Annotated in this window: 12 protein-coding genes; 4 read left to right on the forward strand and 8 right to left on the reverse strand. The window is 70.8% G+C overall.

What is annotated here, in order from left to right; translation table 11 throughout:
• Positions 1-15: 15 nt before the first annotated feature.
• The 6 genes from DSC45_RS01790 to DSC45_RS01815 form a co-directional block, all read right to left on the reverse strand.
• Entirely contained in the window at positions 16-411 is a 396-nt protein-coding gene (locus DSC45_RS01790; protein ID WP_119286346.1) for a VOC family protein, read from the reverse strand.
• A 149-nt stretch (positions 412-560) separates the two neighbouring features.
• Positions 561-1,319: a succinate dehydrogenase iron-sulfur subunit gene (locus DSC45_RS01795; protein WP_119286348.1), complete on the reverse strand. Its 759-nt coding sequence runs from the start codon at positions 1,317-1,319 to the stop codon at positions 561-563.
• Positions 1,319-3,073 carry a succinate dehydrogenase flavoprotein subunit gene (gene sdhA / locus DSC45_RS01800; RefSeq protein ID WP_119286350.1) on the reverse strand — a complete coding sequence of 585 codons (1,755 nt, stop codon included), beginning with the start codon at positions 3,071-3,073 and terminating at the stop codon, positions 1,319-1,321. The genes DSC45_RS01795 and sdhA overlap by 1 nt, the downstream gene beginning before the upstream one ends.
• A gap of 33 nt (positions 3,074-3,106) precedes the next feature.
• Complete coding sequence (locus DSC45_RS01805) at positions 3,107-3,595, reverse strand: succinate dehydrogenase hydrophobic membrane anchor subunit (protein WP_119286352.1); 489 nt, start codon at positions 3,593-3,595, stop codon at positions 3,107-3,109.
• Between the two features lie 7 nt (positions 3,596-3,602).
• Positions 3,603-3,983: a succinate dehydrogenase, cytochrome b556 subunit gene (sdhC, locus tag DSC45_RS01810; protein ID WP_119286354.1), complete on the reverse strand. Its 381-nt coding sequence runs from the start codon at positions 3,981-3,983 to the stop codon at positions 3,603-3,605.
• 166 nt (positions 3,984-4,149) lie between these two features.
• Entirely contained in the window at positions 4,150-4,980 is an 831-nt protein-coding gene (locus DSC45_RS01815; RefSeq protein WP_346426638.1) for a 2-oxo-4-hydroxy-4-carboxy-5-ureidoimidazoline decarboxylase, read from the reverse strand.
• Positions 4,981-5,278: 298 nt separating this feature from the next.
• Here DSC45_RS01815 and DSC45_RS01820 point away from each other — a divergent pair, with 298 nt between their 5' ends.
• Entirely contained in the window at positions 5,279-6,904 is a 1,626-nt protein-coding gene (locus DSC45_RS01820) for a beta-N-acetylhexosaminidase (RefSeq protein ID WP_119286356.1), read from the forward strand.
• A gap of 240 nt (positions 6,905-7,144) precedes the next feature.
• Positions 7,145-7,639, forward strand: a complete 495-nt coding sequence (locus DSC45_RS01825; protein ID WP_119286358.1) for a hypothetical protein — start codon at positions 7,145-7,147, stop codon at positions 7,637-7,639.
• A gap of 548 nt (positions 7,640-8,187) precedes the next feature.
• Here DSC45_RS01825 and DSC45_RS01835 read toward each other — a convergent pair.
• Positions 8,188-8,892, reverse strand: coding sequence for a response regulator (locus DSC45_RS01835; RefSeq protein ID WP_240434323.1), 705 nt, complete (start codon positions 8,890-8,892; stop codon positions 8,188-8,190).
• Positions 8,877-10,073, reverse strand: a complete 1,197-nt coding sequence (locus DSC45_RS01840; protein WP_119286820.1) for a sensor histidine kinase — start codon at positions 10,071-10,073, stop codon at positions 8,877-8,879. Before DSC45_RS01840 ends, DSC45_RS01835 begins: the two co-directional genes overlap by 16 nt.
• Before the next feature lie 142 nt (positions 10,074-10,215).
• Between DSC45_RS01840 and DSC45_RS01845 the strand changes: the two genes are divergently transcribed.
• Positions 10,216-11,361 (forward strand): glycosyltransferase 87 family protein, encoded by a 1,146-nt coding sequence (locus DSC45_RS01845; RefSeq protein ID WP_119286360.1) that lies wholly within the window; start codon positions 10,216-10,218, stop codon positions 11,359-11,361.
• Positions 11,358-12,521 carry a glycosyltransferase family 4 protein gene (locus DSC45_RS01850; RefSeq protein ID WP_119286361.1) on the forward strand — a complete coding sequence of 388 codons (1,164 nt, stop codon included), beginning with the start codon at positions 11,358-11,360 and terminating at the stop codon, positions 12,519-12,521. Before DSC45_RS01845 ends, DSC45_RS01850 begins: the two co-directional genes overlap by 4 nt.
• Positions 12,522-13,042: the final 521 nt, after the last annotated feature.

Genomic DNA, 13,042 nt, shown 5'->3' on the forward strand with positions numbered 1-13,042 from the left:
CCGGCACGCCCCACTTCACCCCCGCGCCAGCTCCGGCCGCTTCAGGTAGTCCGTGAAGCCGAGGACGTTGCCCCACGGGTCCGCGATCTCCACGGTGTAGCCCGTCGAGACGGAGAAGGGCTTGCCCAGGACGGCCACCCCGGCCTCCTCCAGGGCCCGGGCCGCCGCCTTCGCGTCCGGGACCTCGAGCCAGGCGCGCGGGGCGGTGTCGTGCGGTGGGCCGGGGAGCATCCCCTCCTCGTGCCGCAGCAGTACGCCGGGCATCTCCGGGCCGACCTTGAACAGGGCGACCCCGGCCTCGTCGAGGCGGAACGACAGCGGGAACCCCGCCTGTCGGTAGAACTCCACCGCGGCGCCGAGGTCGCCGACAGGGAGCAGGACATTGTCGAAGCCGAGCAAATCGAGTGACATAACGTCAGATTAGGCTCCTAGCAGACATTCCCGGCCGACGCCACACGCGGCGCCACACCCGACAGCACAAAGCCCCGCCCCTCCGGGAGTCGGAGGGGCGGGGCTCGGTGCAGCCGTACGGACCGTTGCCGGCCCGCACCGCACACGCCCTAGTACCGCCGCGTGATCAGCGCCTTCTTCACCTCGGCGATGGCCTTGGTGACCTCGATGCCGCGCGGGCACGCGTCCGTGCAGTTGAACGTCGTGCGGCAGCGCCACACGCCGTCCTTGTCGTTCAGGATCTCGAGGCGCTGCTCGCCGGCCTCGTCACGCGAGTCGAAGATGAAGCGGTGCGCGTTGACGATCGCCGCCGGGCCGAAGTACTGCCCGTCGTTCCAGAACACCGGGCACGAGGACGTGCACGCGGCGCACAGGATGCACTTGGTGGTGTCGTCGAAGCGCTCACGGTCCTCGGCGGACTGCAGACGCTCACGCGTCGGCTCGTTCCCCTCGGTGACCAGGAACGGCATCACGTCACGGTAGGCCTGGAAGAACGGCTCCATGTCCACGATCAGGTCCTTGAGGACCGTCAGGCCCTTGATGGGCTCGACCGTGATGGGCTTCTCCGGGCTGAGGTCCTTGATCAGCGTCTTGCACGCCAGCCGGTTGCGGCCGTTGATGCGCATCGCGTCGGAACCGCAGATCCCGTGCGCGCAGGAACGCCGGAACGTCAGCGTCCCGTCCAGCTCCCACTTGATCTTGTGCAGCGCGTCGAGGACGCGCTCCTTCGGGTCGATCTCGACCGTGAAGTCCTCCCAGACCGCCGCGTCCGAGATCTCCGGGTTGAACCGGCGGATCCGGAAGGTCGCGGTGATGTAGGGGGAGGCGGCCGAGTCTGCCTCGACCTTGTCCAGTACGGGAGTAGCCATCAGTACTTACGCTCCATCGGCTGGTAGCGGGTCGTGACAACCGGCTTGTAGTCCAGACGGATGGACTCCGCGCCGTCGTCGCCGACCTCGCGGTACGCCATGGTGTGGCGCATGAAGTTGACGTCGTCACGGTTGGGGAAGTCCTCGCGGTAGTGGCCACCGCGGGACTCCTTGCGGGCGAGCGCGGAGGTCGCCATCACCTCGGCCAGGTCGAGCAGGTTGCCCAGCTCGATGGCCTCCAGGAGATCGGTGTTGAACCGCTTGCCCTTGTCCTGGACGGACACGTTCTTGAACCGCTTGCGCAGCTCGGCGATCTTCTCGACCGCCGTCTTGATCGTCTGCTCGGTACGGAACACCATGACGTTCGCGTCCATGGTCTCCTGCAGCTCCTTGCGGATCTCCACGACCCGCTCGGTGCCGGTGGAGTCGCGCAGCATCTCGACCTGGTTCTCGACGAACGCGGCCGGGTTGTCCGGCAGTTCGACGAAGTCGTGCTTGGCCGAGTACTCGGCGGCGGCGATGCCGGAACGGCGGCCGAACACGTTGATGTCCAGGAGCGAGTTGGTGCCGAGCCGGTTCGCGCCGTGCACCGAGACGCAGGCGACCTCGCCCGCCGCGTACAGGCCGGGCACCACCGTGTCGTTGTCGGCGAGGACCTCGCCCTCGACGTTGGTGGGGATGCCGCCCATGGCGTAGTGCGCGGTCGGCTGGATCGGGATCGGGTCCGTGTAGGGCTCGATGCCGAGGTACGTCCGCGCGAACTCGGTGATGTCCGGGAGCTTCGCGTCCAGCTGCTCCGGCGGCAGGTGGGTCAGGTCGAGGTAGACGTGGTCGCCCTCGGGACCGCAGCCGCGGCCCTCGCGGATCTCGGTGTAGATCGCCCGGGAGACGACGTCACGCGAGGCGAGGTCCTTCATGACGGGCGCGTACTTCTCCATGAAGCGCTCGCCGTCCTTGTTGCGCAGGATGCCGCCCTCACCGCGGGCGCCCTCCGTGAGCAGGATGCCCATCCGCCAGATGCCGGTCGGGTGGAACTGGAAGAACTCCATGTCCTCGAGCGGCAGTCCACGCCGGAAGCAGGCCGCCTGGCCGTCGCCGGTGAGGGTGTGCGCGTTCGACGTGACCTTGAAGAACTTGCCCGTGCCGCCGGACGCGTAGATCACGGACTTCGCCTGGAAGATGTGGATCTCACCGGTCGCCAGCTCGAACGCGACGACGCCGGCGGACTTCTTGACGCCGTCCACCTCGACGAGGAGCTGGTCGAGTACGTAGAACTCGTTGAAGAACTCCACGCCCTCCTTCACGCAGTTCTGGTACAGCGTCTGGAGGATCATGTGGCCGGTGCGGTCCGCCGCGTAGCAGGCCCGGCGGACCGGGGCCTCGCCGTGCGAGCGGGAGTGGCCGCCGAAGCGGCGCTGGTCGATGGTGCCGTCCGGGGTGCGGTTGAACGGCAGGCCCATCTTCTCGAGGTCGAGGACCGCGTCGATGGCCTCCTTCGCGAGGATCTCGGCGGCGTCCTGGTCGACCAGGTAGTCACCGCCCTTGATCGTGTCGAAGGTGTGCCACTCCCAGTTGTCCTCCTCCACGTTGGCGAGCGCGGCGGCCATACCGCCCTGCGCGGCGCCCGTGTGGGAGCGGGTGGGGTAGAGCTTGGTCAGCACGGCGGTACGGCTGCGCTTGGTCGACTCGATGGCCGCGCGCATGCCGGCGCCGCCTGCGCCGACGATGACGGTGTCGTACTTGTGGATCTTCATGAGTGGTTACCTCGGTCCCTGGTATCCAAGCGCCTAGCGGATGTTCGGGTCGAAGGTGAAGATCACCAGCGTGCCCAGCAGGATGGTGAACACCGTGGCGGTGTACAGCAGGCCCTTCAGCCACAGGCGGGTGTTCGGCCGCTCCGCGTAGTCATTGATGACCGTACGAAGGCCGTTGGCGCCGTGCAGCATCGCGAGCCACAGCATGACGAGGTCCCAGGTCTGCCAGAACGGCGAGGCCCAGCGGCCGGCCACGAAGGCGAAGCCGATCTTGGAGACGCCGCCGTCGAGCACCAGCTGGATCAGCAGGTGGCCGATGACCAGGACGACGAGCACGACTCCGGACAGGCGCATGAACAGCCATGCGGCGAGTTCGAAGTTGCCTCGAGTCGACTTCGGGGTCTTCTTGGTGCGCTTGCGCGGCGGCTCGATGACGGGCGCGGGGTGGTCGACGTCGTAGAGGGTCACGTCGTCCACCTCCACGGATCCGGACTTGGCCGACTCGGTCTGTTGCGTAGACATGTCGGCCTCAGCTCCCGAAGAGATCGCGTACGGCGTGGCCGAGCACCGGGTAAAGGGCACCCACCATCAGGACGAACCAGACACCCATGACGGTCCAGAGCAACTGCTTCTGGTAGCGCGGGCCCTTCGACCAGAAGTCGACGGCGATGACACGCAGGCCGTTGAGCGCGTGGAAGAGGATGGCCGCGACGAGGCCGTATTCGAGCAGCGCCACGATCGGCGTCTTGTAGGTGGCCACGACCTCGTCGTACGCCTCGGGGGAGACGCGTACGAGAGCGGTGTCGAGGACGTGTACGAACAGGAAGAAGAAGATGAGGACGCCGGTGACTCGGTGAGCCACCCATGACCACATTCCTTCCCGGCCGCGGTACAGCGTTCCAGCCGGCACGGAAGAACCCTCCGGGAGCGGGGATGGGAGCAGGCCGTCATCTTCTCCTCGTGGCTACGAGGAATTCGCAGTGATGTCGGTCGTACCCGGCCGGGTACGGTCCACCGGCCGCTCGACATCGTATCGACGAGTTGTCGGTTCGCCCGCCCGGGGTCCTCGGGTGTGATCAAACAGGCACGTACGGCCTATCGGAGGGGCTCGCGGAGCGTCCCGAATCGGGTGTCCGCGGGGCGTCGTGGTCCGTCCGGGTGACGTCGCGCGCGGCCTGGGCGCCGGCTTCGGTTCCGGCTCCGACGAGGTGGGCGATGCGGGACCTGGCGAGCCGGCGCAGCTCCTCGGCGGCCGTCGCGCGTTCGTCGTCCGGGTCGTTGCCGAGGCGGGTGCGCAGGCCCGAGAGGATCTGGTCCAGGCGTTCGGCGCGGCCGTAGCCGTCCAGGCTGATCACGAACGGGTGGCCGAAGCGGCTCTCGTAGGCGACATGAGCGGCCGTCAGGGCGGTGAGTGCGGCGCGCGGTACCTCGGCCTCCTCGGGCGCGGCGGGCGGTTCGGCGGCGAGTGCCCGCGCGAGCTCGTCGGCCGGCAGGTCGTAGCAGGCCTCGTCGGAGGCGGCGAGCAGCGCGTCCAGGTCCGGGTACGGCCGGTGGGCGACGATGCGTCCGGACCAGCTGCGGCTGGCGCAGCAGGTGAGCAGGGTGCGCTCGGCGTCGGTGGCGGAGCGGTCGTTGAAGGCGGCGACACCGGGCGGTACGCGGCTGCTGCGGCCCCCCGTGCCGGCGTCCCCCGCGGTCCGGTGCGCGGCCGGGTCGGCGGCGCCTCGATCCCCTTCGAGGCGCGCGCCGTGTGCCTGCGCCGGTACGGACTCGGGGTCGTAGCGGTGCGGCGGACGGGGTGCGTGGGACGTCGGCAGCGTGCGCTCCTGGTGGGCGGCCCGGGATGTCGGCCGGTGGGAGCGGCAGACCTTCGGGCGGCGGGAGGTGATGTGCGGGAGAAGTGGCACACGCTATCCACGGGTGATGAGAGTCGTCTGAAGGATGCGCGAATTTCACCCGGACGGGAGAGTTTCGATACGGGCAGTGGACGTCGCAGGTCCTCGGCTCGGTGGGGGAACGGCTCCCGTGGGAGGTTGCAGGGGTGAAACGCACAGACGTACAGCCGTCATCGCGGTCCATATCCGGGCGGTCGTGGCCGGGGTCGTCCCCCGTTCGGCCCTGTCGCCGTCAGAAACCGTGGGGCCGTCCTGACGACGGGACCGCAGTGCCCCGGCAGGCCGTGGCGACGACGCGGAGGGCGGCACGATGACGCGCGCACATGCGAGGGGCGGCGCCGGCAAGCGCACCCAGCTCTTGATCGGCGCCGGGGTCGCGGTCCTGGTGGCCGCCCTGCTCACGGTGATCCTCTGGCCGAGCGGCGGCAGCACGGGCGGTACGAGCGGCACGGGCAGCGCGAGCGCCCGTTCGGCGCCGACACCGACGAAGAGTTACCCGGTCTCCAAGGCGCCGCGCACCATCCCGGCGGTCCGCGAGCACGAGGCCGCCCGCGGCCCCGGCTGGAAACCGGGCCCCGAGGGCCGGGTGGTCGTCTCCGACGACGACGCCGACGCCCTGGCCGACGAAGGCCGCCTCCTGGCGGGCGAGCTGAAACTCAAGTACGCCGAGGGCGCGAAGGCCCGCTCCGGCGACGTCGTCCTCGACGTCAGGAAGTCCGGCAGCGACGCCAAGTCCGGCGCGGAGGCGTACGAGATGGCCGTCCGCGACGGCCGCGTGCAGATATCCGGCAGCGCACAGGCCGGCGTCTTCTACGGCACCCGCACCCTGAAGCAGATCGTCAAGGGCGACGGCACCGCGCCCGAGGGCGTCGTACGGGACCAGCCGGCGAAGCCGCAGCGCGGGTTCATGCTCGACATCGCGCGCAAGCACTTCACGGCCGGCTGGATCGAGGAGCGGGTACGTGAGCTCGCCGACCTCAAGTACAACCAGCTCGGCCTGCACTTCTCCGACGACCAGGCGTTCCGTATCGAGTCGTCCTCGCACCCCGAGATCGTCTCGCAGCCGCACCTCACGAAGGCCGAGGTCGGCCGCATCGTCAAGCTCGCGCAGCAGCTGCACATCACGGTCATTCCCGAGATCGACTCGCCCGGCCACCTCGGCGCGGTCATCAAGGCCCACCCCGATCTGCAGCTGAAGAACGCCTCGGGCGTGCCCGCACGCGGCGCCATCGACATCGCCAACCCCGACTCGGCGAAGATCGTCGACGAGCTCCTCGAGGAGTACACGGAGCTGTTCCCCGGCGCCTACTGGCACCTCGGCTCCGACGAGTACCAGGCGATGATGGCCAGTAACCCCGGCACGTCCTATCCCGCCCTCGCCCAGGCCGCCCGCGAGAAGTACGGACCGGACGCAGGCGTCCAGGACCTCGCCACCGGCTGGCTCAACGACCGCGCCGACCTGATGCGGTCCCACGAACGGGGGCTCAAGGCGTGGAACGACGGCTTCTACCGCGGCGGCACCGAACAGGCCGCCAAGGACATCGAGGTCGAGTACTGGACCGGCAAGGAGATCGGCGCCCGCGAGCCCACCGAGTACCTGAGCGCGGGCCGCGACCTGGTCAATCTCAACGACGAGTACCTGTACTACGTCCTCGGCCAGCCGAACGACTTCACGTACCCCACCGGCGAACGCATCTACCGCGACTGGACCCCGCGGGTGGTGCGCGGCACGAAGCCCGTCGACGCGAAGTACGACGGCCAGATCCTCGGAGCGCGGTTCGCGGTCTGGTGTGACCTGTCCAACTCCCAGACGCAGGATCAGATCGCCGACGGGATCCGGACGCCGCTGCAGGCCATGTCCCAGAAGGTCTGGGACTCCCGCCAACCGGCCCTTTCCTGGGCCGACTTCAGCAAGCTGGCCCGCGACCTGGGGTGAACCGGAACCCGTCGCCGACCCGTCGCCGGACCCGGGGACGCGCCCCGTGCGCGCCCCCGTCCGCGCAGAACCGTCCTAGTCGTATGTGGACTTTGGGTGGCGAACTTCCGTGCGGGTGTGTTGGATTCTGAGTCGGAGGCCGCATCCGACGGTCGTCCTGGAGCCGTCGTGCCTCGGCCACCCCTGCGCGGGTGCGCCGCTGCGCACGCGTACGTGAGCATGTGAGCAAGGGGGAGCAGCATGGGCTTCTGGGGGTACTACGTGGTGGGCCGCAGCGAGCGGCCGCTGGCGGAACTGGACGCGCTGAGCGCCGTACGGGACGGCATCGCGCTGCACGAGCAGCGGGCGGGCGGCTGGCAGATCTGGGAGGCGACGGTCCCCGACGTCGGCTCGATGAGCAAGCTCGCCCAGGAGACGGGTGCGCCCGCTCTCTTCGGGTTCGTGATGGACAGCGAATGCGTGGCCGTGGAGGCTGCGGGCCCCGGGAGCGGCGCATGGAATGCCTGCCTGGACCGTGAGGCGATGGCCGACTACCTCTCGGCCGACGGCAAGGAACCCGACGACCTCTTCCTGCCGGCCGCGGACGCCGCGGAGCGGGCGGCGGGCTGGTCCGCCGAGGCCGGCCTCACCTGCGACCCCACCCGCCTCACCGCCGTCCTGACCTCCCCCGCGGAGCCCTCGGCGGAACTCCTCTTCTTCCGTTTCCTGGACCGGCTCGGGGTCCCTGCGCAGTGAGCGTGCGGGGCCGTTTCGCGTAGGTACGGCGGCAGTCCGCGCAACCCCGACGAACGGGGCCGTCTCATCGGGGTCTTCGGCCCGGCGAACCGGCTCGGCGGGCAGGGCCCCCTCACGGACCGGCAGGAGACCTTCCGCCGTGCCGGCAACCGCTGCTACGACGCGGCTCACCCGGGCCCGTCCACGGCGGACCGGGCCGTGCACGACCCCGCGGTCGATCCGGGCGCGGCGGCCTGGTCCAAGCCCACGGCCACCCACCTCCGGGGACCGGCTCCCGGGCCACCTCGGCATTTTTTGGCCGCCCACGACGTCCCCCGCGCCCGGGTGACCTGCCCGGATCCGGGGAGGTCGGGTACCAGGGCGAGGTCCAGGTGGTGGTGACGTACCCGCACCGGGGCTCGGCCTCGTGGTGACGGGTGGGCAAGTCCGGTCGGGCCAGGCGCATGTGAGGGCTGTGCGGGACGGTCGGGCCAGGCGCACGTGGGGGCTGTGCGGGGCGGTTGGGCCAGGCGCACGTGGGGGCCGTGCGGGACGGTCGGCACAAGCCCTCAGCCGGTCCCGCCTCTCACCTGCACCAGCCCCAACTCGTACGCCACGATCACGGCCTGCGCCCGGTCCCGCAGCTCCAACTTGGCGAACAGCCGGTTGATATGGGTCTTCACGGTGTGATCCGTGATCGTGAGCTCGCTCGCGATCTCCGCGTTGGACAGTCCCCGAGCGATCAGCGTGAGGACCTCGGCCTCACGCGCCGTGAGCTCACCCACGGAGTGAACCGGCAGCCGCGATGCCCGCGCATGCACGAACTCGCCGATCACCCGCTTGGTGATCTCGGGCGAGAGCAGCGCGTTCCCGGTCGCCACCACCCGTACCGCGTGCAGCAGTTCGGGAAAGGTCGCGTCCTTGAGGAGAAAGCCGCCCGCACCGGCCGCGAGCGCGTCGTACACGTACTCGTCGTGGCCGAAGGTCGTCAGCATCAGGACCTTCGTCGCGCCCCCTGACCCGGCCAGAATCTCGCGGGCCGCCTCGATGCCGTTCTTGTGCGGCATCCGGATGTCGAGGAGCGCGAGATCGGGCCTCGTCTCGGCGGCGACGTGCACCGCCTGTGCACCGTCCTCGGCCTCGCCGACCACCTCGATGTCCTCCTGCGTGTTGAGGAGGTTCACGAAGCCGGTGCGGACGACAGCCTGATCGTCGGCGACCAGTGCCCGGATCACATCGAACTCCTTCTCCGTGCCGATCACCCGGTCCCCCACGGAAGCTCGGCCTCCACCAGGAATCCGCCGTCCGGGCCCGAGCCTGCGCTGAGTCGGCCCCCGACCAGGGCAGCCCGTTCCCGCATCCCGGTCAGGCCGTGGCCGGCGCCGGAGCCTGGAGCGGAGCCTGAGCCGTCGTCGTGGATGCGCAGCGTGAGCAGCCGGTCTGCGCCGTAGTCGATCTCCACCACGGTACGGGCGCCGGGCGCGTGCTTGCGTGCGTTGGTCAGCGCCTCCTGGGCGATCCGGTAGGCGGACAGCTCCCACGCGGCGGGCAGCGGCACCCGCTCCCCGGAGACCCTCAGCTCGGCCTCGCCGCCCACCGCCCGGTGCTGCTCGACCAGTTCGGCGAGATGGTCGAGGGTCGGCTGTGGTGCGGTGAGGGCCGGCTCCTCCTGGCCCTGGGGGGTGCGCAGGACACCGAGGAGGCGGCGCAGTTCGGCCATCGAGGAGCGGGCCGTGCCGGCGATCTGCTGGAAGCCGTCGCGGGCCCGGGGGGTGAGTCCGGGGGTGGTGTACGTGGCGCTCTCGGCCTGCACCGCGATCATCGACACCGAGTGCGAGACGATGTCGTGCAGCTCACGGGCGATGGCAGCACGCTCGGCCTCGGCGGCCTGCTGCCGCTCCATCGAGATCAACTGCGCCTGGGCCAGGCTTCGTTCCTTGCGGGTCTCCTCCCGGGAACGTACCGCGTCACCCATCATCACGGCTCCGAAGATGACCACGGCCAGCAGGAACGACTCGGCGAACAGGCTCAGCGAGCGCGTCTCCCACAGCACGGGCACCGGCAGGTCCATCCGCGACCAGGTGTTGATGTGCACCAGGTTCACGCAGAGGGCCCCGAGTGCGCCGCCCGCGACGGTGACTGCGGGGTGCGTCACCCGGTGGCGGCCCAGGGCGTAGCAGCCGATCAGCCCGCTCGCCATGATCGAGAGGTACAGGTTGACGTCCCCGGCGAACCCGAGCAGTCCCGCGGCGAGGGTGAGCACGGCGACAGGCGGGAACGCCCGCAGCCACATGAGCGAGGCGGACGAGACGAGGACCCCGGTCGTGGTCGTCACGGATCCGGGAAAGGCGATCAACTCCGCCACGGCACCGACGGTCAGGGCACCGCCGGTGACCCAGGGGTAGGCGGGTGCGGCGATCCAGGCGCGGAGCCGTTGTTGAAGGGACGTACTCATGCGTCCATCGTCCGTGCCGGCGCGGGTGCGCGCGTCGTCGCACGGGTTGACCTTGAGCCCGCATGTCATGCCACGGGTTGACTACCAGGTCCGGAGTCTCGACTGACGTGCTCCGAGCAGCGGATTTCTACCGTCGTCGGACATGACGAAGAGTCTTGAACGCTACCTGCGCCACATCCGGCACGCGCGGCTCGAGCGGTACGAGCCGTACACGTGGGCCGGATGCGCGGCCTTCGCTCTGGGGCTCGCCCTGGCCTCGGATCTGCCACCGCACCGGGTGTGGGGGGTGGTGGCGGGAGCGGGCTACGCGGCCGCGGCGGTCCTGGCGTGCGGTGCGCGCTCACGCCCGGCCGTCCGGGTGGTCCTGGTGGCGGGGGCCGTCGTGGCGCCGCTCGTCCTGCTGGTCACGGCGGGGCTCGGGCAGTTGGAGGTCACGGTCGTCGAGCGGTCGGGGCAGCTGCTGCTCACGACCGGCAGTCCGTACGCCGCCGACCCTTCGGCCGTCGCCGACTTCAACCCCTATCTGCCCGGGATGGCGCTCTTCGGCGTGCTGCCCGGCGATGCGCGCCTGTGGCTGGGCGGCGCTTTCGCGGCGGCCCTCGCGGCGGCCGGAATGCACCGGGCCCGGCTGCTCGCCTGCCCTGTGGTGGCGCTGCCCCTCGCCGTCGGCGGGATCGACCTGCCGGTGGTCGGTCTGATGTGCCTCGGCCTCGTACTCGCCGGACAGGAACGCCCCGGCCGGGCGGGGCTGGTGCTCGGCGCCGCCGCCGCGCTCAAGTGGACAGCGTGGCCCGCGCTCCCCGTCGCGCTGGCGCTGATCGCGGTACGCCGGGGCCGGCGGCCCGCGCTGCGGTACACGGCCGTGGCGCTGCCCACGGTGACGGCGGCGGTGCTGCCCTTCGCCCTCGCCAACCCTTGCGGTTTCTACCGGAGCGTCGTCGCCTTCCCGCTCGGCCTCGCCGACACCCTCTCGCCGGCCGGGAGCCCGCTGCCCGGCCATCTGTTCGCGACGTACGTCCCCGGCGGCAAGGTGATCGCGCTCGCGCTCCTCGCGGTGAGCGCGCTGCTGATCGCGGTGTCACTGGTGGTGCGGCCACCGGGGACGGCACGGGCGGCGGCGGCCCGGCTCGCGCTCGGCCTGGGCCTGGCGATGGCCCTGATGCCCGCGACTCGCTTCGGCTACCTCGTCTATCCGCTGGTGCTCGGGGTGCCGTTGTTCCGGACGCCGAAGCGCGGCAGCACCACCGTCACCCTTCCCGCCCCCTCCAGGGACAAGGCCCTCGCATGACGAACAACTCCCGCTCTCGCACGCTGATCGTCACCAATGACTTCCCGCCCCGGCAGGGCGGCATCGAGACGTTCGTCCGTGAACTGGCCGGCCGTTTCCCGCCCGGCGAGGTGGTCGTCTTCACCTCGGCGGTGAACCCGGCCACGGCGGAGCCGGCACCCGACGAGGCCTTTCCGCACCCGGTGATCCGGCACCGCGCACGAACCCTCCTGCCCTCGCCCCGGGCCACCGCGCACGCCGCGTCCGTGGCCCGCCGGTACGGCTGTGACCGGGTGTGGTTCGGCGCGGCGGCGCCGCTCGGCCTGATGGCGGGCCCGCTGCGGCGGACAACGGACATCCGTACCGCCGTCGTCACCACGCACGGCCACGAGGTGTGGTGGTCCCGCACCCCCGGGGCCAGGTCGCTGCTGCGCCGCATCGGCACGCAGGCCGATGCCCTCACCTGGCTGGGTGCGAGCACCCGCCGGCCGATCGAGGCGGCGCTCGCTCCCGGGACCCGCACCGCCCGTCTGGCCCCAGGCGTGGACACCACGACCTTCCGTCCCTGCCTGGACGGCGGCCCGGTGCGCGCCCGCTTCGGCCTGGGCCGCCGCCCGGTGATCCTGTGCGCGGCCAGGCTGGTCCCGCGCAAGGGCCAGGACACGCTGATCAGGGCGCTGCCCTGGATCCGCAGGGCGGTCCCCGACGTCATGCTCCTCCTGGTCGGCGACGGCCCGTACGCCGCCGACCTGCACCAACTCGCCCTGGCTGAACGAGTCGTGGACTCGGTCGTCTTCGCAGGCGGCCACCCCCACCACGCCCTCCCCTCCTTCTACGCCGCCGCCGACGCCTTCGCCATGCCCTGCCGCACGCGCCGACGCGGCCTGGAGGTGGAGGGCCTGGGCATCGTCTACCTGGAAGCCGCCGCGTCCGGACTCCCCGTCCTGGCAGGCGACTCGGGCGGCGCCCCCGACGCGGTACGCGACGGGGAGACCGGCCATGTCGTCGACGGTCACTCGGTGGCGGCGACGGCGGACCGCCTGATCAGGCTCCTCCGCAACCCCGAACTCGCCCGCGAGATGGGCGAGAAGGGCCGCCACTGGGTCCGGACGGAATGGACCTGGGACCGCTCCTACACCACTCTGGCGGGGCTGCTCGACTCCCCGGGGGTAGCAGGGTGAGCGAGCTCATGCCGTACCCCTGCGACTGCCCTGCGACTGCCCCTGCGACTGCTCACCCCCGGCTCCTGTGGTCTCCGCGCCGGCGGTCACCTCCCGGGACATCTCTTGAGCACGTACGCGGGTGGTCTTGTGTCAGGCGGGTCGGGGGCGAAGGCCACCTCAGCCAATTCGCGGCCGGCGGTGGATATATGAGTGAGCAGGTCGCCGGCGGGGCTCGCACTTGGCGGTGTTGCCGGACGAGGTGGTCCGGGCGGCCGCCAAGTTCGGTGGCTGGGCGGGGGAGCTGGAGCCGGTCGGGACGGGTGAGCACGGATCGGGAACCGATCGGCCGTGAGCGGTGTACCTACAGCATGAGCGCACAGAGGAACGACCCGACGAAACTCCGCGACCGAGGCCCGCGCGACGGTGGGGTCGCCGCCCTACGCAACGACAGGCTGCAGCACGCTATCGGGCCCGCGTACAAGGTCAAGTCCCGTGCAGCGGGCGGGTTCAGGGCCTGGGAGGCGGGTGGCGAGTTGGTC

It is taken from the genome of Streptomyces sp. YIM 130001, from assembly GCF_003574445.1.
In the GTDB taxonomy this organism is placed as follows: domain Bacteria; phylum Actinomycetota; class Actinomycetes; order Streptomycetales; family Streptomycetaceae; genus Streptomyces.

Excerpts from the sequence above, each read along its gene's own strand:
- DSC45_RS01825 (WP_119286358.1), top strand. The coding sequence starts at position 7,145 with ATGGGCTTCTGGGGGTACTACGTGGTGGGCCGCAGCGAGCGGCCGCTG.
- DSC45_RS01790 (WP_119286346.1), bottom strand. The coding sequence starts at position 411 with ATGTCACTCGATTTGCTCGGCTTCGACAATGTCCTGCTCCCTGTCGGC.
- sdhA (WP_119286350.1), bottom strand. The coding sequence starts at position 3,073 with ATGAAGATCCACAAGTACGACACCGTCATCGTCGGCGCAGGCGGCGCC.
- DSC45_RS01840 (WP_119286820.1), bottom strand. The coding sequence starts at position 10,073 with ATGAGTACGTCCCTTCAACAACGGCTCCGCGCCTGGATCGCCGCACCC.
- DSC45_RS01820 (WP_119286356.1), top strand. The coding sequence starts at position 5,279 with ATGACGCGCGCACATGCGAGGGGCGGCGCCGGCAAGCGCACCCAGCTC.
- DSC45_RS01845 (WP_119286360.1), top strand. The coding sequence starts at position 10,216 with ATGACGAAGAGTCTTGAACGCTACCTGCGCCACATCCGGCACGCGCGG.
- DSC45_RS01795 (WP_119286348.1), bottom strand. The coding sequence starts at position 1,319 with ATGGCTACTCCCGTACTGGACAAGGTCGAGGCAGACTCGGCCGCCTCC.
- DSC45_RS01805 (WP_119286352.1), bottom strand. The coding sequence starts at position 3,595 with ATGTCTACGCAACAGACCGAGTCGGCCAAGTCCGGATCCGTGGAGGTG.
- DSC45_RS01850 (WP_119286361.1), top strand. The coding sequence starts at position 11,358 with ATGACGAACAACTCCCGCTCTCGCACGCTGATCGTCACCAATGACTTC.